Genomic DNA, 22696 nt, shown 5'->3' with positions numbered 1-22696 from the left:
GGTCAATGCAGCGTCTGCGGCGCCTCGCTGGCGTCGCCGGGCTCGTGCGCACTGCCGGGGCTCGCGTGGTGGGCGACCATGCGCCAGCCCTGTGCCGTGCGGTGATAGACGTTGGTGGCCAGCACGAAGGCATGGCGCGGCCCCTCGGCGGTCAGCACCTCGATGCGCTCCAGCACGTTGTGCACCGCACTGGCGAGCGATTCGACCTTGCGCACCCGCGCCGGCGTGGCCTGGATGGCGCCGTTGCCGAACATGTGCTCAAAGGCGGCGCGGATCGCCTCGGCCCCGACCAGGCGCGGGCCGCCCGGATGGACACAGAACACCTCTTCCTCGTCGGCCCAGCAATCCATGAGGGCGTCGACGTCGCCCCGCTGCAGGGCTTCGTAGAAGGCGGCTTCGACATCGTCGGCGGTGCCGCCGATGGTGCTGGCGCGGAGTTTGGCTTTGGTGGACATGGTGGTGCTGCCGGAAGTAGCGATTTTGCCTCGGTCGCGCGCCGCCTCAAGGGCCGGCGGCCACCCAGCCCTGCACCACCGAGCGCAGCTCGCCCTGGGTGGCGCGCCAGACCAGTTCGGGCGCCGCCACGTGCACCCCGGCCGGCGCCAGCGCCAGCGCGACGTCGACCAGCTCGGCCACCTTGGAGGCCCGCGCCGGCTGCTCGCTGGGCGGCACCATGAAACGGGCGATCGACAGCATCCAGGCCGCCAGCCGCTCGGCGGGATGGGCCAGGCGCCGCGCCACCGGTTTCTGCGCCGAGCGCACCAGCAGCACGCGCTCGAAGCCCAGCGCCACCACCGCCTGCTCGTCGAGGCTGGCCAGGCCGCGCTTCAGCGCCTCGGGCAGCCGGCCCTGGTCGTGCGGCAGCACCACCGCCAGCGTCTCGACGCCGCACGACCGCAGCCAGCCAGCCAGCGCCGGCAGCTGCGCCGGCTCGGGCGTCCACAGCGCCCGTTCGCGGTCGTAGAAAAGCCGCGGCGGCTCGAACAGCACCAGCGCCGTGCGGGCCGCCACCGGCGGCCACTGCGCCATCGGCAGGTCCGGCACCTGGACGGTCTCGACGCCGGCCAGGCCGTCGCGGATGGGTTCGCGCGCGAGCACGTAGGTATGGTCGAAGCGATGTCGGCCCGCGAGCCGCCGCACCAGTTCGTGGCCCAGCACGCCGGTGGCGCCGGCGATCAACAGTGCGCCCTTCGACGGCCGGCCATCGAAGGGTCGCCGGTTCGCGGCCTGCAGGGCCTGGAGCGGATCGGGCGCCATCCTTCTATGCTACCTTTGCCGACTTCGCACAGAGAGGGCTCGGACATGTTGAAACGCTGGCTACTGATCTTGATCGCGGCGCTGTCGCTCGCGGGCTGCGGCTACAACGACTTCCAGCGCCTCGACGAGGCCAGCAAGTCGGCCTGGAGCGAGGTGCTCAACCAATACCAGCGGCGCGCCGACCTGGTGCCCAACATCGTCGCCACGGTCAAGGGCGAAGCCAACTTCGAGCAGGAGACGCTCACCAAGGTGATCGAGGCGCGGGCCAAGGCGACCTCGATCCAGGTCTCGCCCGAGACGCTCAACAACCCCGAGGCCTTCGCGCGCTTCCAGCAGGCGCAGGGCGAGCTGTCGGGCGCGCTGTCGCGGCTCATGGCGGTGTCGGAGCAGTATCCGAACCTGAAGGCCAACCAGGCCTTCCGCGACCTGCGCGTGACGCTGGAGGGCACCGAGAACCGCATCACGGTGGCGCGCAACCGCTTCATCCAGACGGTGCAGGAGTACAACGTGCTGGCCCGCAGCTTCCCGACCAACCTGACGGCCAAGGTGATGGGCTACCAGCCCAAACCCAACTTCACGGTCCAGAACGAAGCCCAGATCTCGGCGCCGCCGACGGTCGATTTCAGCGCCCCGAAGAAGTAGGCGCGGCAGCCAGGCGATGACGGCGGCCCGCATCCGGCAGGCACTGACGGCCCTCCTCCTGATGGCGGCGGCGCTGCTGGGCGCGCGGGCGCAGGGCCTGCTGCCGGTGCCCGCGCTCGACGCCCGCGTGATCGACCAGACCGGCACCTTGAGCGCCGCGCAACGCAGCGCGCTCGACGCCAAGCTGCAGGCCTTCGAGCAGAAGAAGGGCTCGCAGATCGTGATGCTGATGGTCCCGACCACGCAGCCCGAGGACATCGCGAGCTACGCCAACCGGGTCGGCAACGCCTGGAAGATCGGCCGCAAGGCGGTCGGCGACGGCATCCTGGTGGTGGTCGCCAAGGACGACCGCAAGATGCGCATCGAGGTCGCCAAGGCGCTCGAAGGCGCGGTGCCCGACCTGGCCGCGGCCCGCATCATCGACGAGGCGATGAAGCCGCGCTTCCGCCAGAACGATTTCGCCGGCGGCCTCGATGCCGCGGCCGACCAGCTGATCGCCCGCGTCAACGGCGAGGCCCTGCCCGAGGTCGACGCCCGCGGCGGCGACTTCGGCGAGGCGCCGCGCGGCGGCAGCGGCTTCAACTGGCAGGACCTGGGCATCTTCCTGTTCGCGGTGGTGCTCGTGGGGGGCCCGATCGCCCGCCGCATCCTGGGCAAGATCCCGGGCTCGCTGGCGCTCGGCGGCCTGACCGGCGTGGTGGTGATGGTGCTGACATCCAGCCTCGTGATCGCGGTGCTGGCCGCGCTGGGCGCCCTGCTCTTCACGCTGCTGTCGACCGCCTTCGGTGCCGGGCCCACGATCGGCCGGCGCGGCGGCGGTGGTTTCGGCGGCGGCCTGGGCGGCGGATTGGGCGCCGGCGGCCTGGGCGGCTGGGGTGGCGGATCTTCTCGTGGCGGCGGCGGCGGTGGGGGCGGTGGCTTCGGCGGCGGTTTCGGCTCCGGCGGCGGTGGAGATTTCGGCGGCGGCGGCGCCTCGGGAGACTGGTAGCCATGGCCTTGTACGCACGCCTTGCCCGCATCTGGCGCCATCGCTGGACCGACGAAGCCGACCTGCGCCGCGCGCTGCCGGCCGACCTGCTCGACCGCCTGACGCGCCGCGTATCGGCCAGCGAAAAGCGCCACACGGGCGAGATCCGCATCTGCGTCGAGGCCGGCCTGCCGCTGTCCTACCTGTGGCGGGATGCGCCGGCGCGCGAGCGCGCCATCATGCTGTTCGGCAAGCTGCGCGTCTGGGACACCGAGCACAACAACGGCGTCCTGATCTATCTGCTGCTGGCCGAGCACGCGATCGAGATCGTCGCCGACCGCGGCATCGATGCGCGGGTCGACGACGCGCAATGGGCGGCCCTGGCGCAGCGGATGGGCGCCGCCTTTCGCGAGGGGCGCTTCGAGGACGGGCTGACCCAGGCGCTGGAAGAAGTCTCGGCGCTGCTGGTCGCGCACTTTCCGCTGGCCGAGGGCCACGCGGACAGCAACGAACTGCCGGACGCGCCGGTGGTGCTTTAGGTCGCCGGCAGCCTCTCGTCAGGCGACGCCGGGAAGCGCCCAGACACCGTCGCCGCCGACCGCGTAGAAGCGTCGCCCGGGCGTCGGCTCCACCTGCCAGCCGCCGGTGAATTCGCCGAAGGCGGGCAGGATCAGTTGTTCGCCCTCGCGCACGAAGCAGGGCATGCGCAGGCTGTCGCGGCCGCGGCCATGCAGCCTGCAGGCCGGGTGAAGATGGCCGGCCAGCACGAAATGCGTCGGATGGCGCTGCGGGTGATGGCAGGCCGCGAAGGGGCCGACCCGATACGGCTCGTCGACCAGTCGGAAGCGCAGCGCGGCCGGTGGGTCGCCGGCGCGGCGGTCGTGATTGCCCCGCACCAGCGTGCAGGCCAGCGCGGCGTGGCGGTCGCGCCAGGCCTCCACCGCCGCCAGCAGAGCGGCCGTTCGGGCCTGCGCCGCATGCAGGAAATCGCCGAGGAAAACGATCTCGCGCGGCGCCAGCCGCTCGATCAGGCGGTCGAGCCGCGCCAGGTTCTCCTGCGTGGTGCCACCGGGGACCGGCTGGCCCAGCGCACGGTAGGTGGCCGCCTTGCCAAGGTGCAGGTCGGCCGCGAACAGCACGCCGGCAGCCGGCCACCAGAGTGCGCGTTCGGGCAGCAGTTCGATGGTTTCGCCGGCCAGTTCGATCCGGCAGGCAGCGAGCGGCGAGGTCACGGTTCGAGTTTCCTAGAAAGCGGCGCGGCGGCTTCAACGACCCGCGGCCGCGCTTTCGAACTGCTGCACCATGCGCGCGATGCGGTCCGCCACGCTCTCGTTCGAAAGCTTCTCGCGAAATCGCTCGACCATCAGCGGAAACGCGAAGGGCGTGGGCTTGGCGAGCGTGCGCAGCACCAGCCGTTGAGCACGCATGCGCGCCAGGCTGGCCCGCAGGCGGCCGATCTCGAGCTCCTGCGCCAGCAGTTCGGCCTCGGCCTGCTGCAGCAGCCGATTGGCGGGGTCGTACTTGCGGAACACCTCGTAGAACAGCGACGACGACGCCTGCAGCTGCTTGTTGCTGCGCTTCTCGCCCGGATAGCCCTGGAAGATCAAGCCAGAGACCCGCGCGATCTCGCGAAAACGGCGGCGCGCGAGCTCGGTGGCGTTCAGCGAGGCCAGCACCTCGTGCAGCAGCGCCGTGCGCTCGTCGTCATGCGCGATCGCATCATGGGCCTCGGCGTCGTGCCCGGCCACCAGCACCTGCGGCAGCAGGGTCGGCCAGTCGACCTCGGTGGCACTGAGCAGCTCGAAGCCGTAGTCGTTGACCGCGATAGAGAAGGTGCGCGGCCGGTGCTGCGCGACGCGCCAGGCGACCAGGTTCGCCAGCCCGAGGTGCACCGGCCGGCCCGCGAACGGATACAGGAACAGGTGCCAGCCCTCGCGCGACTTGTGCACTTCGGCCAACAGCGTATCGGTTGTGGGCAGCGCCGACCAGCGCTGCTGGATCTCGAGCAGCGGACGCACGCATTGCAGTTCGGGCGTCTCATAGCGGCCTTCGTCGGCGAGGGCAAGCTGCTGCACCACCGCATCGGCCAGCGTGCTCGACAACGGCATCCGGCCGCCGTTCCAGCGCGGCACCGCAGAGCGCTTGCCGCTGGCGCGCCGCACCCAGGCGGTCATGTCGTGGATGCGCACCAGTTCAAGCAGGCGGCCGCCGAAGAGGAAGCAGTCACCCGGCTTCATGCGCGCCACGAAGCCCTCCTCGACGCTGCCGATCTTCGCGCCGCCCAGGTACTGCACCGACAGACTGGCGTCGCTCACGATGGTGCCGATGTTCATGCGATGGCGGCGCGCCAGCCGCGCATCGGGCACGCGCCAGACGCCCTCGGCATCAGGCACCGCGCGCCGGTAGTCCGGGTAGGCGGCCAGCGATGCGCCACCCTGCGAGACGAAGTCCAGGCACCACTGCCAGCCGTCGCGCGAGAGCGCGGCATAGGCGGCCGTGCTGCGCACCTCGTCGTAGAGCGCGTCGGGCACGAAGCCGCCGCCAAGCGCCACCGTGACCAGGTGCTGCACCAGCACGTCGAGCGGCTGCTCGGGCGAGCTGCGCGATTCGATGTGGCCGGCCGCGATCGCAGCGCGCGCCGCGGCGCCCTCGACCATCTCGATGCTGTGCGTCGGCACCAGCGTGATGCGCGATGGCCGGCCCGGCGCATGGCCGGAGCGGCCCGCGCGCTGCAGCAGCCTTGCCACGCCCTTCGGGGAGCCGATCTGCAGCACGCGCTCGACCGGCAGGAAATCGACGCCCAGGTCGAGGCTCGACGTGCAGACCACCGCCTTGAGCTCGCCGTTCTTCAGGCCCCGTTCGACCCACTCGCGCACCGTGCGGTCGAGCGAGCCGTGATGCAGCGCGATCTGTCCGGCCCAGTCGGGCCGCGCCTCGAGCATCGCCTGATACCAGATCTCGGACTGCGAGCGGGTGTTGGTGAAGACCAGCGTGGTGGTGCTGGCGGCGATTTCCTCGATCACCTGCGGCAGCATCGTGAGGCCCAGGTGGCCGCCCCACGGAAAGCGCTCGGCCCGGCCCGGCAGCAGCGAGTCGACGATCAGCTTCTTCGGCACGTCGCCCTGCACCAGCAGGCCCGGCTCGTCGCCCAGCAGGGTGCGCATCGCCTCTTCGAGATTGCCGAGCGTGGCCGACATGCCCCACACGCAGAGCCGGTCGTTCCAGCGCCGCAGGCGCGCCAGCGCCAGCTGCACCTGCACGCCGCGCTTGTTGCCGAGCAGTTCGTGCCATTCGTCGACCACCACCATGCGCAGCGTGCCGAGCACCTCGCGCGCATCGGCGCGCGCGAGCAGCAGCGACAGGCTCTCGGGCGTGGTGACGAGCACGGTCGGCAGGCGCTGGTTCTGCGCGCTGCGCTCCGCCGAGCCGGTGTCGCCGCTGCGTGCGCCAGCGCTCCACGGGTGCATCTCGGCACCGGCGGCGTCGAGCGCCTGCTGCAGGGCACGCAGCGTGTCGGCGGCAAGGGCGCGCATCGGCGTCAGCCACAGCACCGTGAGCGGCGGCGGGGCTTGTGGTCGCTTGCCGCCGGAACCTTGCGGCGGCGACGCGAAGGCCAGCAGCGCGCCGAGCCAGACGGCGTAGGTCTTGCCGGCCCCTGTGGTCGCGTGCAACAGGCCCGAGCGGCCCTGCGCCACCGCCTTCCAGACGGCGCGCTGGAACTTGAAGGCTTTCCAGCCACGCGCCGCGAACCAGGCATCGAGCGCTTGTTTCGCCGCCATCACGAAGGCAGCAGCGCCGCCAGCATCTGCAGGGTGTCGGCGTCTTCGACGGTCTTGTCCTCACGCCAGCGCAGCATGCGCGGGAAGCGCACCGCGATCCCGCTCTTGTGCCGCGTGCTGCGCGCGATGCCTTCGAAACCGAGCTCGAACACCAGCGTCGGACGCACGCTGCGCACCGGACCGAAGCTCTCGATGGTGGTCTTGCGGATCACCGCGTCGACTTTCGCCATCTCGGCGTCGGTGAGGCCCGAGTAGGCTTTCGCGAACGGCACGAGCTTGCGCTCTGCCGCTTCGGGCGGCCCGTCCCAGACCGCGAAGGTGTAGTCGCTGTAGAGGCTGGCGCGGCGGCCATGGCCGCGCTGCGCGTAGACCAGCACCGCATCGATCGAAAGCGGGTCGATCTTCCATTTCCACCAGGTGCCGACGTCCTTGGTGCGGCCGACGCCGTAGTGGGCGTCGCGCTGCTTGAGCATCATCCCTTCGACGCCCATGGCACGCGCCGCCTCGCGCTGCCGTGCCAGGTCCGGCCACTCGTCGCCGTGCAACATCGGGCTCGCGATCAGCGACGGATGCTGCACGCTGGCGAGCAGGTCGTCGAGCAACACGCGGCGCGCCTGCTGCGGCATGGCGCGCTGGTCGCGGCCCTGCCATTCGAGCAGGTCGTAGGCCAGCAGCACGACCGGGATCTCGCGCAGCAGCTTCGGCCCCAGCGTCTTGCGTCCGATGCGCTTCTGCAGCTCGGCGAAGGGCTGCACGCGGTCCTCGCGCCAGACCACGATCTCGCCGTCGAGCACCGTGCCGTCGGGCAATGCATCGCCCATCACGGCGAGCTCGGGGAAGCGATCGGTCACCAGCTCCTCGCCGCGCGACCAGAGCCAGACCTGGCCCGCGCGCTTGACCAGCTGGGCCCGGATGCCGTCCCACTTCCATTCGACGATCCATTGCGAAGGCGCACCCAGGGCGGCATCGAACTGATCGAGTGGCAGATTGAACGGATGGGCCAGAAAAAAGGGATAGGGCTGGCCGCTGGTCTTCTGGTCGCGCTCGCCGGTGCTCTCGGGCGAGATCAGCGCCGCATAGTCGGCGGCCGTCGGCTGGCCGCTGATGTGGGTGTAGCCCATGAGCCGCTGGGCCACGCGCTTGGGATCGAGCGCGCCGACCGCGGCCAGCGCCTGCGTGACCTGCAGCTTCGACACGCCGACGCGAAAGCCGCCCGTGATGAGCTTGAAGTAGACCAGCCGCTCGTCGATGGCGAGGCGCTGCCACTGCGCTCGCAGCGTATCGGGCAAGGCGTCCGGAGGCGTCTTGCGCAGCGGCAGCAGATGCGCCTCGATCCACTCGGCAAGGCCCGTGTCGTGCCTGTCGGTCGGCGCCGGGAGCAGCAGCGAGATCGTCTCCGCGAGATCGCCGACCGCTTCATAGCTTTCGTCGAACAACCACTCGGGCAGGCCCGCGGCCTCCTGCGCGAGCAGCCGCAAGAGCTTGGCGGGCACCAGCTGGCGCGGCTTGCCACCGGCCAGGAAGTACACCGCCCAGGCCGCGTCCGCCGCCGGTGCATCCTGCAGGTAGCGCTGCAGCGCGGCCTGCTTGGCGAGGCTGGAGGTGGTCGCGTCGAGTTCGCGATAGAGCGCGGCGAATTGCTTCATGGCGGAGGCGCGACCGGCTCCGTGTCCTCGTCGCCGTATTCGGTCTTGAAGCCCTGGGCCTCGAGCCCGTTCTCGGTCAGCCAGCGCACCAGCACCGCGACACTGCCGTGGGTGACGAACACCCGCTCGGCGCCGGTGCCCGCGATGGCCTGCTGCAGGCCGGGCCAGTCCGCGTGGTCGGACATCACGAAGCCGCGATCGACACCGCGCCGACGCCGCGTGCCGCGCAGCTGCATCCAGCCGCTGGCGAAGGCATCCGAACAGTTGCCGAAGCGGCGCATCCACGGGGTGCCCTGGGCCGATGGCGGCGCCAGCACCAGCGCGCGCCTGAGCATCGCGGCATCGACGCCCGGATCGGTCACGCGCACGGTCGGCGGCAGGGCGACGCCGGCCGCGCGGTACACCGCGTTGAGCGGCTCGACCGCGCCGTGCACCACGATCGGCCCGATGGAAGGATCGACGCCGTGCAGGATCCGCTGCGCCTTGCCGAATGCATAGCAGAGCAGCACCGACGCCCTGCCCTGTTCGGCGTTGGCGCGCCACCAGTCGTTGATCTCGGCGAACAGCGCCGCCTGCGTCGGCCAGCGATAGATCGGCAGGCCGAAAGTCGACTCGGTGATGAAGGTGTCGCAGGGCACCGGCTCGAAGGGGGTGCAGGTGCCGTCGGGCTCGGTCTTGTAGTCGCCCGAGGCGACCCAGACCCGGCCGCCGTGTTCGAGCCGCACCTGGGCCGAGCCGAGCACATGGCCGGCCGGGTGCAGCGAGATGCGCACGCCGTTCTGCACGATCGACTCGCCGTAGGGCAGGGTCTGCAAGGTGATCTCGCCGAGCCGCGTGCGCAGCGTGCCTTCGCTGTCGGTGTGCGCCAGGTAGTGGCCGTGGCCGACGCGGGCATGGTCGGCGTGCGCGTGGGTGATGACGGCGCGGTCGACCGGGCGCCATGGATCGATGTAGAAGTCGCCCGGCGGGCAGTAGAGGCCTTCGGGGCGGGCGACGACGAGGTCGCCGGAGGACGTGGGCGGCGCAGTGACCATGGTTGCCGCCATGGTAGGCCGCGCAAGGGCCGGCAGCGCCGTGACGCGGGCGCGACGCGATGTGGGCCGGGGCCTACGCGCGCGCCCGGTGCCCTACCACGCCGTCCATTTCTGCTCGCTGCCCGCCGAGGCCACCGTGCGTTCGATGAACCGCACACCGCGCGCACCGTCTTCGACGCGCGGATAGTCGGCCGCGAGAGGATCGGCCGCCTGGCCCGCGAGCCTCGCCCGGATGTCCGCGACCACCCCGCCGTAGACGTTGGCGAAGGCCTCGATGAAGCCCTCCGGGTGCCCGCTCGGCAAGCGGCTCGCGCGCCGCGCCGACTCGCACAGCCAAGGCGCGCCGCGCGTGAAGATGCGCTTCGGGCCGTCGTGCGGGAAGTGCACGAGCTCGCTCGGCTGCTCCTGCCGCCAGATCAGCGTGCCGAGCGTGCCCGAGACCCGCAGCCGCAAGTCGTTCTCCAGGCCGGTGTTGACCTGCGATGCGATCAGCACCCCGCGCGCGCCGCCGCGGAATCGCAGCAGCAGGCTGCCGTCGTCGTCGAGCGGCCGCCCGGGCACCAGCGCGCTCAGGTCGGCACAGAGGCTCTCGATCTCGAGGCCGGTGACGGTCGCCACCAGGTTCTCCGCATGCGAGCCGATGTCGCCGATGGCCCCGGCGGCACCGCTGCGCGCGGGATCGCTGCGCCAGGCCGCCTGCTTGTTGCCCTCGCCCTCGAGCCGGGTCGCGAGCCAGCCCTGGTTGTATTCGACCACCACCTTGCGGATCTCGCCGAGCTCGCCCGCGCGCACCATCTCGCGTGCCTGCCGCACCATCGGGTAGCCGGTGTAGTTGTAGGTGACGCCGAACACCGTGCCCCGGCGCGCCACGGCCGCGACCAGCGCATCGGCCTGGTCGCGCGTATGCACCAGCGGCTTGTCGCAGACGACGTGGAAGCCGGCGTCGACGAAGGCCTGCGCCACGGGGTAGTGCACATGGTTCGGCGTGACGATCGAGACGAAGTCGATGCGCTCTTCTTCCGGGCGCTTCGATTCGTCATCGAGCAGCGCCTGCCAGTCGCCATGGTTTCGATCGTCGGCCAGGAACAGGTCGCGCCCCGAGGCACGCGCCTTTTCGGCGCTCGATGACAGCGCGCCGGCCACCAACTCGATCTGCCCATCGAGCGCGATCGCCTTGCGGTGCACCGCGCCGATGAAGGCGTCGCGCCCGCCGCCGACCATCGCGTAGCGCAGCTTGCGGCCAGAGGTCTGCGAAGACATCAGAATGGCGAGTCGGGGTGGTAGAAGCTCTTCGCGTTGTCCTTGGTAATCAGCACCGACGGAATGATCGTCGTCGCCGGCAGCTTCTCGCCCTTCAGCCGGGCTTCGGCCGTGAGCTTGATCGCGTCGTAGATGAACTTCGGCGAGTAGCTCACGTCGGCCTGGATGCGCGGGTCCTTGCCGTCCATGATGGTCTTGACCATGCCCTTGGCGCCGGCACCGCCGAACACCACCAGGATGTCGTCGCGCTTGGCCTGCTCGATCGCCTTCAGCACGCCCACCGCCATGTCGTCGTCGGCGGCCCAGATGGCGTCGATCTTCTTGAAGCGCGTCAGGTAGTCCTGCGTGACCTTGAAGGCATCGTCGCGGTTCCAGTTGGCGTACTTGGCGTCCAGCAAGGTGATGCCGGGGTAGTTCTTGAGCACGCTGTTGAAGGCGTCCATGCGCTCGTTGTCCAGCGTGGTCGCGATGCCGCGCAGCGCCACCACGTTGCCCTTGCCGTCCAGTTTCTTGGCGATGTACTCGGCCGGAATCTTGCCGAAGGCGGTGTTGTCGCCGGCCACGTAGGCGTCCTGCGCGCTGGTGTCGGTCAAGCCGCGGTCGACCACCGTGACGTAGGCGCCCTTGGCCTTGACCTGGGCCACCGGCTTGGTCAGCGCCGCCGACTCGAACGGGAACACGACCAGGGCGTTGATCTTGGTCACGGTCGACAGGTCCTGCAGCTGGTTGGCCTGCTCGGGCGCATTGGCCGCGGTCTTGATCGTGATCTTCAGGTCCTTGTGCTCTTTCTCGAGGTCCTTCTTGGCCTGGTTGGCCCAGTAGTTGATGCCGCCCATGAAGCTGTGCGTGGCGGCCGGGATCGACACGCCGAGGTTGACCGTCTCGGCGGCGGCCAGCACCGGGAAGGCCGCGATACTCGCGGCGGCGATGGCGCCGAGCGCCAGGCGTCGAGTGAGGGAAGTCATGCTGCTTGTCTCCTGTTGTGAAAAAGAAGTGGAACGGACGGGAAAGCGAATTCGGCCCCTAGCGCTTGCCGCGCTGCAGGAAGGCCACGACGATGATCACGATGCCCTGCACCGCGGCGTTCAGGTACACGCTGATGATGCTGGTGAGGTTCAGGATGTTGCTGATGACCGACAGCAGGATCGCGCCGATCACGGTGCCCGTGATGCTGCCGGCACCGCCCTTCAGCGCCGTGCCGCCGACGATCACCGCCGCGATCGCCTCGAGTTCCCACAGCAGGCCGGTGGTGGGCGAGGCCGAGCCGAGCCGCGGCACATACAGCAAGGTGGCGATGCCGACGCACACGCCCAGCAGCACGTAGGTCATGATCTTCACGTTGTCGACGCCCACCGCCGCGTAGCGCGCCACCTGCTCGTTCGAGCCGATGGCCTGCACGTAGCGCCCGTAGGCGGTGCGGTTGAGGATCAGCCCGCCGATCACCGCGACGATGAAGAACACCCACACCGGCACCGGAATGCCCAGCAGGCTCGCGTAATACACCGGCGCATAGAGGTCCGACAGCTCGTTGTCCAGGGTCAGCGCGCCGCCGTCCGCGAAGTAGGTCAGGTAGGCCCGGAAGATGCCCAGCGTGCCGAGCGTCACGATGAAGGGCTCGATCCGCCCCTTGGTGATCAGCAGGCCGTGCGCCAGGCCGAACACGGCGCCGAGCACCACGGCCAGCACCGCGCCGAGGACCACCGCGAGCAGCGGCGAGCCCAGCGCCGGGCCCATCGCGTTGATGAACATGATCACGCAGCCGGCGATCAGCGCGGCCATCGAGCCGACCGACAGGTCGATGCCGCCCGAGATGATCACGAAGCACATGCCGACCGCGATGATGCCGATGAAGGCGGTGCGAGTGAGCACGTTCATCGCGTTGTCGAGCGTGGCGAAATCGCCGTTCAGCAAGGTGCCGGCGATGCACAGCAGCACCAGCCCGATGACCGGACCGAAGCCATGCAGGCGCTCGGTCCAGCGCGGCTGGACGACCGGGCGGTGCGCGGCCTGTGTGTCGGTGCTAGGGAGCTGTTCCGGTGGCATGGGCGATGAGCTCCTCTTCGGTGAGATGTTCGGCGTCGAGCGTGGTGACCAGCTTGCCCGCACGCATCACGGCGACGCGGTGGCAGAGTCCGATCAGCTCCATCAGCTCGGACGAGACGACGATCACGGCCAAGCCCTGCCGGGCCAGCCGCTGGATCAGGAAATAGATGTCGCGCTTGGCGCCGACGTCGACGCCGCGGGTCGGCTCGTCGAGCACCACCACCTTGGGCTGCGGCTGCAGCACCTTGGCCAGCGCCAGCTTCTGCTGGTTGCCGCCCGACAGCGACGAGGCGCGGGCGTCAAGGTCGCCGGTGCGGATGCCGTAGTCCTTCACTGCCTCGGCCAGCGCGGCGCGCTCGGCGTCGGGCTTGAGCCAGGGCTGCGCATAGCGTTCCAGCGCCATCAGCGTGAGGTTCTGGCGCAGGCCCAGGTTGACGTGCAGGCCCTTGCCCTTGCGGTCCTCGCTCAGGTAGGTCAGGCCATGGCGGGCGGCGTCGCGCGGATTGCGGAAGCTGCGCACGTGGCCGTCGATCTCGACCGAGCCGCTCGCAGGGCGCAGGCCCAGCACGCCCTCGAAGAGCTCGGTGCGCCCGGCGCCGACGAGGCCCGCGAAGCCGAGGATCTCGCCGGGACGGACGTCGAAGTTCGCGTCCCGGGCCCAGCCCGGCACGACGAAATCACGCACCCGCAGCGCCGGTTCCGTCGCGGTGACCACCACGTCGCGCGGCGGATAGAGGTCGGCGAGCTCGCGCCCGACCATCAGGTTCGCCATCTGCTGCCGCGTGACCTCGGCGGTCGGCGCCCGGGTCACGAAGCGGCCGTCGCGCATCACGATCACCTCGTCCGTGACCTGTTCCACCTCGTCGAGCTTGTGCGAGATGTAGACGATGGTCACGCCGTCGGCGCGCAGCTGCGCGATCAGCTTGAACAGGCGCTCGGTCTCGCCGGGCGTCAGCGTCGCCGTCGGCTCGTCCATGATGAGCAGCCGGGCATGGCGCGAAACCGCCTTGGCGATCTCGACCAGCTGCTTCTCGGCCACGATCAGCCGCCGCACCTTGGTCCTCGGGTCGACGTCGAGGCCGACCTCGGCCAACGCGCTCGCCGCCTCGCGCTCCATCGCGGCGTCGTCGAGCAGCCAGCCCTTCTTCTTTTCATGCCCGAGGAAGATGTTCTGCGCCACGCTGAGGTCTTCCGCGAGGTTGAACTCCTGGTGGATCAGCACGATGCCCAGCGCCTCGGCATCGCGCGAGCTGGCGAAATGGCGCGCCTCGCCGTTCACGCGCAGCGTGCCCTCGGTGAGCGATTCGTAGCCGGCCAGGATCTTCATCAGCGTCGATTTGCCGGCGCCGTTCTCGCCCAGGAGGCCGTACACCCGCCCGGGCTCGAGCGCGAATGTCACGCCGTGCAGCACCTGCACCGGACCGAAGGACTTGCGCACCTGCTCGAACGAGACCGACACGCTCTTCATGGCGCCACCCCCCGCACCTTGAGCGTCTCGTGCATCGCGAGCGCGCCGGCGCCGATCAGCCCGGCCTGCGCCCCGAGCGGCGTGTACTGGATCTCGAGGTGACGCGTCGAGAGTGCCAGCGAGCGCTGGTAGACGCTCTGGCGCACTGCGGCGAGGAACAGCGGGCCGATCCGCGTGATGCCGCCGCCGATGAACACATGCGAGGGATTGAAGAAATTGACGATCGACGCCAGCATCTGGCCGATCAGGCTGCCCGCGCGCTGCACGATCGCATTGGCCGAGGCATCGCCGGCGCGGCTGGCCTCGCCGACATCGATGGCGTCGATCCGGCCCTGGGCACGCAGGCATTCCGCCAGCGCGGCGCTCTCGCCGGCCATGGCCGCCTCCATCGCCATCCGCGTGATCGCCGGGCCGGCCGCCATCACCTCGACGCAGCCCAGGTTGCCGCAATGGCAGCGCGGGCCCTCCTGGTCGACGCAGATGTGGCCCACATCGCCGGCCGAACCGGCGGCGCCGCGGTAGACCTCGCCGTGGCAGACGATGCCGCAGCCGATGCCGGTGCCGACCTTGATCACCAGGAAGTTGGTGAGCGAGCGCCGCAGCCGCCACAGCTCGCCGAGCGCCATCAGGTTCACGTCGTTGTCGACGAACACCGGCGCGGCGTACTCCTCGCGCAGGTAGTCGCGGATCGAGAAGCTGTCCCAGGCCGGCATCAACGGCGGATTCACGAGCTGGCCGATCTCGAAATTGACCGGGCCGGGCACGCCGATGCCGATGCCGATCACCTGGCGCGGCGCGAAACCCGCACGCGACAGCAGTTCGCGCACCAGCACCCGCACCCGCGCCAGCACCACGCCCGGGCCCTCGCGCACGTCCGCCGGCTCGCCATGGTGGGCCAGCACGGCCAGGTCGGGACCGAGCACCGCCACGTCGACGCTGGTGGCGCCGATGTCGATGCCGACCACCACGCCCAGGCCCGCATGCAGCTGGAGGTTCTCGGGCCGGCGTCCGCCCGACGAGCGCTGCAGGCCGGCTTCGGCCAGCAGGCCCTGCTCCACCAATCCGGCGATCAGCGCGTTGGTCTTGCTCTTGGAGAAGCCGAGCTGTTCGGCCATGCCGTGGCGCGACCCGCCGGCCGACCAGAAGGTGGTCTCCAGCAGCTGCATCTCGTCCGCGGTCAATCGGCTCCAGGGGGCCAAGTGCTTGTCTCCGGTATTCGTTCTTCTGTCGCGCCTGGCCGGGGCCGGCCGGAACGATGGCGAATACTAGGGTCGCGGCTTCAGCCAAACAAGTCCCATCTTCGACCAAATACAGTCCGAAGTCGTTGGCTGTCAGGCGCTGAAACGAAAAAGCCGCCCGAAGGCGGCTTTGGCTCGGCAAGCGCGGGCGCGCCTACTTCTTTTGGCGGTACTTGCGCAGGGCGGCCAGCTGAGCCGCCATCACGGCCAGTTCCGACTGCGCCATCGCGATGTCGATGTCGGTCTTGGCGCTCTTGAGCGCTTCCTCGGCCGCGGCCTTGGCGGCGTTGGCCTTTTCGCTGTCGAGGTCCTTGCCGCGGATCGCGGTGTCAGACAGCACGGTCACGGTGGTGGGCTGCACCTCAAGGATGCCGCCCGCCACGAAGACGAATTCCTCGCCGCCGTCGGCCGTCTCGATGCGCACCGCGCCGGGGCGGATGCGCGTGATCAGCGGCGTGTGGCGCGGGTAGATGCCGAGCTCGCCGGCTTCACCGGGCAGAGCAACGAACTTGGCCTCGCCCGAGAAGATCGACTCCTCGGCGCTGACCACGTTGACGTGAATGGTGCCTGCCATGGGGATTCCTTAAGCGACCTTCTTGGCCTTTTCGAACGCTTCGTCGATGCTGCCCACCATGTAGAACGCTTGTTCCGGCAGGTGGTCGGCTTCGCCGTTCACGATCATCTTGAAGCCACGGATGGTTTCGGCCAGCGGCACGTACTTGCCCGGCGAGCCGGTGAACACTTCGGCGACGTGGAAAGGCTGCGACAGGAAGCGCTGGATCCTCCGGGCGCGGCCCACGGCCAGCTTGTCCTCGGGTGCCAGTTCGTCCATGCCCAGAATGGCGATGATGTCGCGCAGTTCCTTGTAGCGCTGCAGCGTGCCTTGCACGGCGCGGGCCACTTCGTAGTGCTCTTCGCCGACCACCAGCGGATCGAGCTGGCGCGAGGTGGAGTCCAGCGGGTCCACGGCCGGGTAGATACCGAGCGATGCGATGTCGCGCGACAGCACCACGGTGGAATCCAAGTGGGCGAAGGTGGTGGCGGGCGACGGGTCGGTCAAGTCATCGGCCGGCACGTAGACGGCCTGGATCGAGGTGATCGAGCCGACCTTGGTCGACGTGATCCGCTCTTGCAGGCGGCCCATTTCTTCGGCCAGCGTCGGCTGGTAGCCCACGGCGGAAGGCATCCGGCCCAGCAGTGCCGACACTTCGGTACCGGCCAGCGTGTAGCGGTAGATGTTGTCGACGAAGAACAGAACGTCGCGGCCTTCGTCGCGGAACGATTCGGCGATGGTCAGGCCAGTCAGCGCCACGCGCAGACGGTTGCCCGGGGGCTCGTTCATCTGGCCGTAGACCATGGCCACCTTCGACTCGCCGAGGTTCTCGAGGTTCACGACGCCGGAGTCGGCCATCTCGTGATAGAAGTCGTTGCCTTCGCGGGTGCGCTCACCGACGCCGGCGAACACGGACAGACCCGAGTGCGCCTTGGCGATGTTGTTGATGAGCTCCATCATGTTCACGGTCTTGCCGACGCCGGCGCCGCCGAACAGGCCCACCTTGCCGCCCTTGGCGAACGGGCACACCAGGTCGATCACCTTGATGCCGGTCTCGAGCAGGTCTTGCGAGGGCGAGAGTTCGTCATAGGCCGGGGCCTTGCGGTGGATCGAGGCGGTCAGGGTCTGGTCGACCGGGCCGCGCTCGTCGATCGGCGAACCGAGCACGTCCATGATGCGGCCCAGCGTGCCCTTGCCCACCGGCACGGTGATCGGGGCTTGCGTGTTGGTCACGATCAGGCCGCGGCGCAGGCCGTCGGAAGAACCCAGCGCAATCGTGCGAACCACGCCGTCGCCGAGCTGCTGCTGCACTTCGAGGGTCAGTGCGCTGCCTTCGAACTTGAGGGCGTCGTAGATCTTCGGCATCTTGTCGCGCGGGAATTCCACGTCGACCACGGCGCCGATACATTGAACGATCTTGCCTTGAACTGCTTCTGCTTGAGCCATGTCTGCTCCGATAAAAATTTAAATCTGTTGAGGGCCGAAAGGCTCAGACGCCGGCGGCCGCCGCGGCGCCCGAGACGATTTCCGACAGCTCTTTGGTGATGCCTGCCTGGCGGGTCTTGTTGTAGACCAGCTTGAGCTCGTCGATCACGTTGCCCGCGTTGTCGGTCGCGGCCTTCATGGCCACCATCCGGGCGGAGTGCTCGGACGCCATGTTCTCGGCCACGGCCTGGTACACCAGCGATTCGACATAGCGCACCAGCAGTTCATCGATCACGCTTTGCGCATCGGGCTCGTAGATGTAGTCCCACGAGTGATGGCCCGACTCGGTGCGAAGCGTGTCCGCGGCCAGGGGCAGCAGTTGCTCCACCACCGGCTCTTGCTTGATGGTGTTGATGAACTTGGTGTAGCAGAGGTGCACGGCCGAGACCTTGCCTTCGGCGTAGGCGTCGAGCAGCGCCTTGACCGGCCCGATGAGCTTGTCGAGGTGCGGCGTGTCGCCCAGGTGCGTGACGTGCGAAACGACCCGCGCGCCGATGCGGTTCAGGAAGCCCAGGCCCTTGCTGCCGATGGCGACCGAGTCGATCGTCTTGCCGGCGCCTTGCGCCTCGCGCATCTTGGCGGTCACGGCGCGCAGCAGGTTGGTGTTCAAGCCGCCGCACAGGCCCTTGTCGCTGGTCACGACGATGAACCCGATCGTCTTGGCCTCGCTCGTCTTCATGAAGGCGTGCGTGTACTCCGGGTTCGCCTGGCCGAGGTTGGCCGCGATGTCGCGGATCTTCTCGCTGTAGGGGCGGGCCGCGCGCATGCGTTCCTGCGCCTTGCGCATCTTGGAAACCGAGACCATTTCCATGGCCTTGGTGATCTTCTTGGTGTTCTCCACCGATTTGATCTTGCCGCGGATTTCCTTACCAGCTGCCATGAGCGTTCCTTCCTTGGTCGTCGATCAGGCGAACGACTTCTTGAACGCGGCGACCGCCGTGTTCAGTTCGGCTTCGGCGTCCTTGTCGAGCGCCTTGGACTGCTCGATCTTGTCGAGCAGCGCGCCATGGCTGGACTTCAGGAACTGGTGCAGGCCGTGTTCGAAGGGCAGGATCTTCTTGATCTCGATGTCGTCCATGAAACCCTTGTTGACCGCGAACAACGTGGCACCCATCAGCGAGATGGGCAGCGGGCTGTACTGGGTCTGCTTGAGCAGTTCGGTCACGCGGGCGCCGCGGTCGAGCTGCTTGCGGGTCGCTTCGTCGAGGTCGGAGGCGAACTGCGCGAACGCAGCCAGTTCACGGTACTGCGCCAAGTCGGTACGGATACCGCCCGACTGGCCCTTGATGACCTTGGTCTGGGCCGACGAACCCACGCGCGACACCGAGATACCGGCGTTGATGGCGGGGCGGATACCGGCGTTGAACAGGTTGGTTTCCAGGAAGATCTGGCCGTCGGTGATCGAGATCACGTTGGTCGGAACGAAAGCGGACACGTCGCCGGCTTGCGTCTCGATGATCGGCAGCGCGGTCAGCGAGCCGGTCTTGCCCTTGACTTCACCCTTGGTGAAGGCTTCGACGTAGTCGGCGTTGACGCGGGCTGCGCGCTCGAGCAGGCGGCTGTGGAGATAGAACACGTCGCCGGGGTAGGCTTCGCGGCCCGGCGGGCGGCGCAGCAGCAGCGAGACCTGGCGGTAGGCCACGGCCTGCTTGGACAGGTCGTCATAGACGATCAGCGCGTCCTGGCCGCGGTCGCGGAAGTATTCGCCCATCGTGCAGCCCGAGTAGGCCGACACGTATTGCATGGCGGCCGATTCCGAAGCGGAAGCTGCAACCACGATGGTGTATTCCATCGCACCGGCTTGTTCCAGGGCGCGCACCACGTTCTTGATCGACGAAGCCTTCTGGCCGATCGCGACGTAGACGCAGGTCATGTTCTGACCCTTCTGGTTGATGATCGCGTCGATCGCCACGGCGGTCTTGCCGGTCTGGCGGTCGCCGATGATCAGCTCGCGCTGGCCACGGCCGATCGGCACCATCGAGTCGATCGACTTCAGGCCGGTCTGCATCGGCTGGTCGACCGACTTGCGGGCGATCACGCCCGGGGCGACCTTTTCGATCACGTCGGTCATCTTGGCGTTGATCGGACCCTTGCCGTCGATCGGCTGGCCCAGTGCATTCACCACGCGGCCGATCAGCTCGGGGCCCACCGGCACTTCCAGGATGCGGCCCGTGCACTTGACGGTGTCGCCTTCGGAGATGTGCTCGTACTCGCCCAGAATCACGGCGCCGACCGAGTCGCGCTCGAGGTTCAGCGCCAGGCCGAACGACGGCGTGCCGTCGGCCGACGGCGGGAACTCGAGCATTTCGCCCTGCATTGCGTCCGACAGGCCGTGCACGCGCACGATGCCGTCGGTCACCGACACCACGGTGCCTTCGTTGCGGATGTTCGCGCTGACGCCGAGACCCTCGATGCGGCTCTTGATCAGTTCGGAAATTTCTGCGGGATTGAGTTGCATGACTCTTTCCTTCTTTCTTTGTAAGGGGCTGGCGGCCTCAAGCGGCTGCCAGCGCAACTTTCATTTGTTCAAGGCGCGCTTTGACGGAGGTGTCGAGCACTTCGTCACCGACCACCACACGAATGCCGCCGATCAGCGACGGGTCCTGCTGGACCGTGAACTGCAGCTTGCGGCCGAAACGCTTTTCGAGCGCGGCGGAGATGTTGCCCAGGGCGGCGCCGTCGATCGGGAAGGCGCTGTACACCACGGCATCCGACGTGCCGCTCTGCGCGCTGGCCAGCACGCGGAACTGCTTGGCGATCTCGGGCAGCGCGGTGAAGCGGCCGTTCTCGAGCAGCGCCATCAGGAAGTTGTTCGCCGAGGGCGGCAGCGGCGAACCGTGCGCGGCGGCGACAACGCCGAGCACCTGCTCGGGCGTGGCCTTGGGGTTGTCCGCAAACTGGAGCAACTCGGGATTGGCGGCGATGGCGGCGACGTTGTCGAGCCAGGCGCCGGTTCCGGCGAGGTCCGACGAAGACGCCTTGAACAGCGCTTCGGCGTAGGGACGTGCGATGGTGGCGAGTTCGGCCATGGCGTGATCAGAGTTCGGTCTGCAGGCGGGCCAGCAAATCGGCGTGGACGGCCGGATTCACTTCCTTGCGCAGGATCTGCTCGGCGCCCTTGACGGCCAGCGCGGCGACTTGCTCGCGCAGGGCCTCGCGGGCCTTCACGGCTTGCTGCTCGGCTTCGGCGCGGGCGGCCGCAACGATCTTGTTGCCTTCTTCCGTGGCGCGGCCCTTGGCCTCTTCAACGATGGCCTGCGCACGACGTTCGGCATCGGCAAGACGCTGGGCGGACTCGTTTCGCGCCTGGCCGAGCTCGACTTCCACGCGCTTGTTGGCGGCGGACAGTTCGCTCTTGGCCTTGTCGGCGGCTGCGAGGCCTTCGGCGATCTTCTGGGCACGATCGTCCAACGCCTTGGCGATCGGCGGCCACACGTATTTCATCGTGAACCCGACAAGGATCAGGAACACGATCATCTGGACGATCAGGGTACCGGTAATGCTCACTTTTCACCCTCTCTTTGGGAATGAATCCGAGGCCATTCAGCGCGGAACGACATGGGTTCGACGAGAAAGCCTGGACCCGATTACTTCGGCAGGTTGGCGATTTGCGAGAGGAACGGGTTGGCCGTTGCGAACCACAGCGCGATACCGGTACCGATGATGAACGCGGCGTCGATCAGACCGGCCAGCAGGAACATCTTGGTTTGCAGTTCGCCCATCAGCTCGGGTTGACGGGCAGCCGATTCGAGGTACTTGCTGCCCATGATGCCGATGCCGATACATGCACCGACAGCGCCCAGACCGATGATCAGGCCGGCGGCCAGTGCGACAAAGCTGATAACTTCCATGATGACTCCTAGAGGACTTTGGTTGAAGAGAAAAGAAAACGAAAACGAATGATCAGTGGTGATCGTGCGCCTGGCCGATGTAGACCAGCGTCAACATCATGAACACGAAGGCTTGCAGCGTGATGATCAGGATGTGGAAGATGGCCCAGGCCGTGCCCGCGATGATGTGGCCGAGCGCCAGGAAGATGCCGGTGGCGGACAGCGTCCAGGCGCCGCCCATCAGGGCGATCAGCAGGAAGATCAGTTCGCCGGCATACATGTTGCCGAACAACCGCATGCCGTGCGAGACCGTCTTGGCGACGAACTCGATCATCTGCATGGCGAAGTTGAAGGGGTACAGCGCCCAGTGGTTGCCGAAAGGCGCGGTAAACAGCTCGTGGATCCAGCCGCCCAGGCCCTTGATCTTGATGTTGTAGTAGAGGCAGATGATCAGCACGGTGACCGACATGCCCATCGCCACCGAGAGGTCGGCCGTCGGCACGACGCGCAGGTAGGCATGCTCCGGGTCGTGGCCGGCGATGCCGAAGATCTTGGCCCAGATGGCCGGGAACAGATCGACCGGGAACAGGTCCATCGCGTTGAGCATGAAGATCCACACGAAGATCGTCAGCGCCAGCGGCGCGACGTACTTGCGGCTCTCGACGTTGTGCACGATGCCCTTGGCCTGCTGGTCGACGACCTCGACCAGGATCTCGACCGCGGCCTGGAAGCGCCCGGGAACGCCCGAAGTCGCCTTGCGGGCCGCGCGCCACAGAAGCCAGCAGCCCAGCACGCCGAGCAGGATCGAGAAAAACAGCGAATCGAAGTTGAAGACGGAGAGATCGGCCACACCTCCAGGCTTGGAGCTTTGCAGATGCGTCAAGTGGTGAACGATGTATTCACCAGCGGTCATACCGTGTTCCGCAGCGTTTTCAGCAGCCATCCGTTACTCGTCTCAAAGTTTCAGGCGCTTGGGGGCCAGCATCACCGCCACCCAAGCCGCCTTCATTGTCACCACCAAACCCACCAGCATCGCCGGCCAGCTCAGTTCCGAAATCAGCCTTGGCGCGGCGATCAGCATCGCCACCGTCAAGGCCATCTTGACCATTTCCCACAAGAAGAACCCGAACACCGCAGTGCCCGGATTCAGGGATGCAAAACGTCCGGTGAGCCCCCGTGCGAACACCGCCGCGGGAATGACCACCGCGAGCGCGCCGTATCCGGCGGACCACCCCAGATTTTGCCTCCCTGTCAGACCCCAGGCCGCCAATGCCGCCAGCAGCCCCCCAACGACCTGAATCGCGATCACCCGCCAGGGCGAGATCAGCGGCTTCCGGTCGCGCAGCCGCTGGGCCTCTTCGGCGGTCAGCGGCTTGAACTCATCTTCCGGACCGTCGCCATCCTCGGGATCCTCGGGGACCTCTTTCGATGCATTGCGGGCGATTGTTTTCATTTCGAATGAAGCCCGGATGACGACCCAGAATTTCTACAAAG

Annotated in this window: 23 protein-coding genes; 3 read left to right on the top strand and 20 right to left on the bottom strand. The window is 68.2% G+C overall.

Translation table 11 applies throughout. The features are described from left to right. Positions 1-2: 2 nt before the first annotated feature. Positions 3-455, bottom strand: a complete 453-nt coding sequence (locus tag QTI68_RS12890) for a YybH family protein (RefSeq protein WP_286506421.1) — start codon at positions 453-455, stop codon at positions 3-5. Between the two features lie 46 nt (positions 456-501). Next, positions 502-1257 carry a hypothetical protein gene (locus tag QTI68_RS12885; RefSeq protein ID WP_286521916.1) on the bottom strand — a complete coding sequence of 252 codons (756 nt, stop codon included), beginning with the start codon at positions 1255-1257 and terminating at the stop codon, positions 502-504. 45 nt (positions 1258-1302) lie between these two features. Between QTI68_RS12885 and QTI68_RS12880 the strand changes: the two genes are divergently transcribed. The 3 genes from QTI68_RS12880 to QTI68_RS12870 are packed head-to-tail and all read left to right on the top strand — an operon-like array spanning position 1303 to position 3405. Continuing rightward, positions 1303-1899, top strand: a complete 597-nt coding sequence (locus QTI68_RS12880) for a LemA family protein (RefSeq protein WP_436411553.1) — start codon at positions 1303-1305, stop codon at positions 1897-1899. Between the two features lie 16 nt (positions 1900-1915). Beyond that, positions 1916-2887 (top strand): TPM domain-containing protein, encoded by a 972-nt coding sequence (locus QTI68_RS12875; protein ID WP_286521915.1) that lies wholly within the window; start codon positions 1916-1918, stop codon positions 2885-2887. Between the two features lie 2 nt (positions 2888-2889). Then, a complete protein-coding gene (locus QTI68_RS12870; protein ID WP_286521914.1) occupies positions 2890-3405 on the top strand; it encodes a TPM domain-containing protein in 516 nt (171 codons plus the stop codon). A gap of 18 nt (positions 3406-3423) precedes the next feature. Here QTI68_RS12870 and pdeM read toward each other — a convergent pair whose 3' ends face one another. From pdeM to QTI68_RS12780, 18 genes are all read right to left on the bottom strand, one after another. Continuing rightward, positions 3424-4098 carry a ligase-associated DNA damage response endonuclease PdeM gene (pdeM, locus tag QTI68_RS12865; protein WP_286521913.1) on the bottom strand — a complete coding sequence of 225 codons (675 nt, stop codon included), beginning with the start codon at positions 4096-4098 and terminating at the stop codon, positions 3424-3426. A gap of 33 nt (positions 4099-4131) precedes the next feature. Further along, complete coding sequence (locus QTI68_RS12860) at positions 4132-6645, bottom strand: ligase-associated DNA damage response DEXH box helicase (protein WP_286521912.1); 2514 nt, start codon at positions 6643-6645, stop codon at positions 4132-4134. Further along, on the bottom strand, positions 6645-8291 hold the full coding sequence (locus QTI68_RS12855; protein ID WP_286521911.1) for an ATP-dependent DNA ligase: 1647 nt from the start codon (positions 8289-8291) through the stop codon (positions 6645-6647). The genes QTI68_RS12860 and QTI68_RS12855 overlap by 1 nt, the downstream gene beginning before the upstream one ends. Continuing rightward, positions 8288-9325: a ligase-associated DNA damage response exonuclease gene (locus QTI68_RS12850; protein ID WP_286521910.1), complete on the bottom strand. Its 1038-nt coding sequence runs from the start codon at positions 9323-9325 to the stop codon at positions 8288-8290. The genes QTI68_RS12855 and QTI68_RS12850 overlap by 4 nt, the downstream gene beginning before the upstream one ends. 93 nt (positions 9326-9418) lie before the next feature. After that, entirely contained in the window at positions 9419-10585 is a 1167-nt protein-coding gene (locus QTI68_RS12845; RefSeq protein ID WP_286521909.1) for a Gfo/Idh/MocA family protein, read from the bottom strand. Beyond that, the gene (locus QTI68_RS12840) at positions 10585-11550 is read right to left on the bottom strand and encodes a substrate-binding domain-containing protein (RefSeq protein ID WP_286521908.1); all 966 of its coding nucleotides are present in this window, start codon (positions 11548-11550) and stop codon (positions 10585-10587) included. The genes QTI68_RS12845 and QTI68_RS12840 overlap by 1 nt, the downstream gene beginning before the upstream one ends. A gap of 58 nt (positions 11551-11608) precedes the next feature. Continuing rightward, a complete protein-coding gene (locus QTI68_RS12835; protein WP_286521907.1) occupies positions 11609-12628 on the bottom strand; it encodes an ABC transporter permease in 1020 nt (339 codons plus the stop codon). Then, positions 12606-14096: a sugar ABC transporter ATP-binding protein gene (locus QTI68_RS12830; RefSeq protein ID WP_286521906.1), complete on the bottom strand. Its 1491-nt coding sequence runs from the start codon at positions 14094-14096 to the stop codon at positions 12606-12608. Before QTI68_RS12830 ends, QTI68_RS12835 begins: the two co-directional genes overlap by 23 nt. Next, positions 14093-15262: an ROK family protein gene (locus QTI68_RS12825; RefSeq protein WP_286522272.1), complete on the bottom strand. Its 1170-nt coding sequence runs from the start codon at positions 15260-15262 to the stop codon at positions 14093-14095. Before QTI68_RS12825 ends, QTI68_RS12830 begins: the two co-directional genes overlap by 4 nt. A gap of 226 nt (positions 15263-15488) precedes the next feature. Continuing rightward, positions 15489-15908: a F0F1 ATP synthase subunit epsilon gene (locus QTI68_RS12820; protein WP_286506402.1), complete on the bottom strand. Its 420-nt coding sequence runs from the start codon at positions 15906-15908 to the stop codon at positions 15489-15491. Positions 15909-15917: 9 nt separating this feature from the next. Beyond that, positions 15918-17333 carry a F0F1 ATP synthase subunit beta gene (atpD, locus tag QTI68_RS12815; RefSeq protein WP_286521905.1) on the bottom strand — a complete coding sequence of 472 codons (1416 nt, stop codon included), beginning with the start codon at positions 17331-17333 and terminating at the stop codon, positions 15918-15920. Positions 17334-17376: 43 nt separating this feature from the next. After that, complete coding sequence (gene atpG, locus QTI68_RS12810) at positions 17377-18252, bottom strand: F0F1 ATP synthase subunit gamma (RefSeq protein WP_286521904.1); 876 nt, start codon at positions 18250-18252, stop codon at positions 17377-17379. Positions 18253-18276: 24 nt separating this feature from the next. Next, positions 18277-19830: a F0F1 ATP synthase subunit alpha gene (atpA, locus tag QTI68_RS12805; RefSeq protein ID WP_286521903.1), complete on the bottom strand. Its 1554-nt coding sequence runs from the start codon at positions 19828-19830 to the stop codon at positions 18277-18279. Between the two features lie 37 nt (positions 19831-19867). Continuing rightward, a complete protein-coding gene (locus QTI68_RS12800) occupies positions 19868-20401 on the bottom strand; it encodes a F0F1 ATP synthase subunit delta (RefSeq protein ID WP_286521902.1) in 534 nt (177 codons plus the stop codon). 7 nt (positions 20402-20408) lie between these two features. Next, complete coding sequence (locus QTI68_RS12795) at positions 20409-20879, bottom strand: F0F1 ATP synthase subunit B (protein WP_286521901.1); 471 nt, start codon at positions 20877-20879, stop codon at positions 20409-20411. Between the two features lie 80 nt (positions 20880-20959). Then, on the bottom strand, positions 20960-21223 hold the full coding sequence (atpE, locus tag QTI68_RS12790; RefSeq protein WP_019657641.1) for a F0F1 ATP synthase subunit C: 264 nt from the start codon (positions 21221-21223) through the stop codon (positions 20960-20962). Positions 21224-21275: 52 nt separating this feature from the next. Then, positions 21276-22145 (bottom strand): F0F1 ATP synthase subunit A, encoded by an 870-nt coding sequence (atpB, locus tag QTI68_RS12785; RefSeq protein WP_286521900.1) that lies wholly within the window; start codon positions 22143-22145, stop codon positions 21276-21278. 12 nt (positions 22146-22157) lie between these two features. Further along, complete coding sequence (locus tag QTI68_RS12780; RefSeq protein WP_286521899.1) at positions 22158-22655, bottom strand: ATP synthase subunit I; 498 nt, start codon at positions 22653-22655, stop codon at positions 22158-22160. Positions 22656-22696 lie beyond the last annotated feature (41 nt).

This window comes from Variovorax sp. J31P207 (assembly GCF_030316965.1).
GTDB lineage: Bacteria > Pseudomonadota > Gammaproteobacteria > Burkholderiales > Burkholderiaceae_C > Variovorax > Variovorax ginsengisoli_B.
The sequence above is the reverse complement of the archived record's forward strand: the minus strand, read 5'-3'. Positions and strand labels throughout refer to the sequence as shown.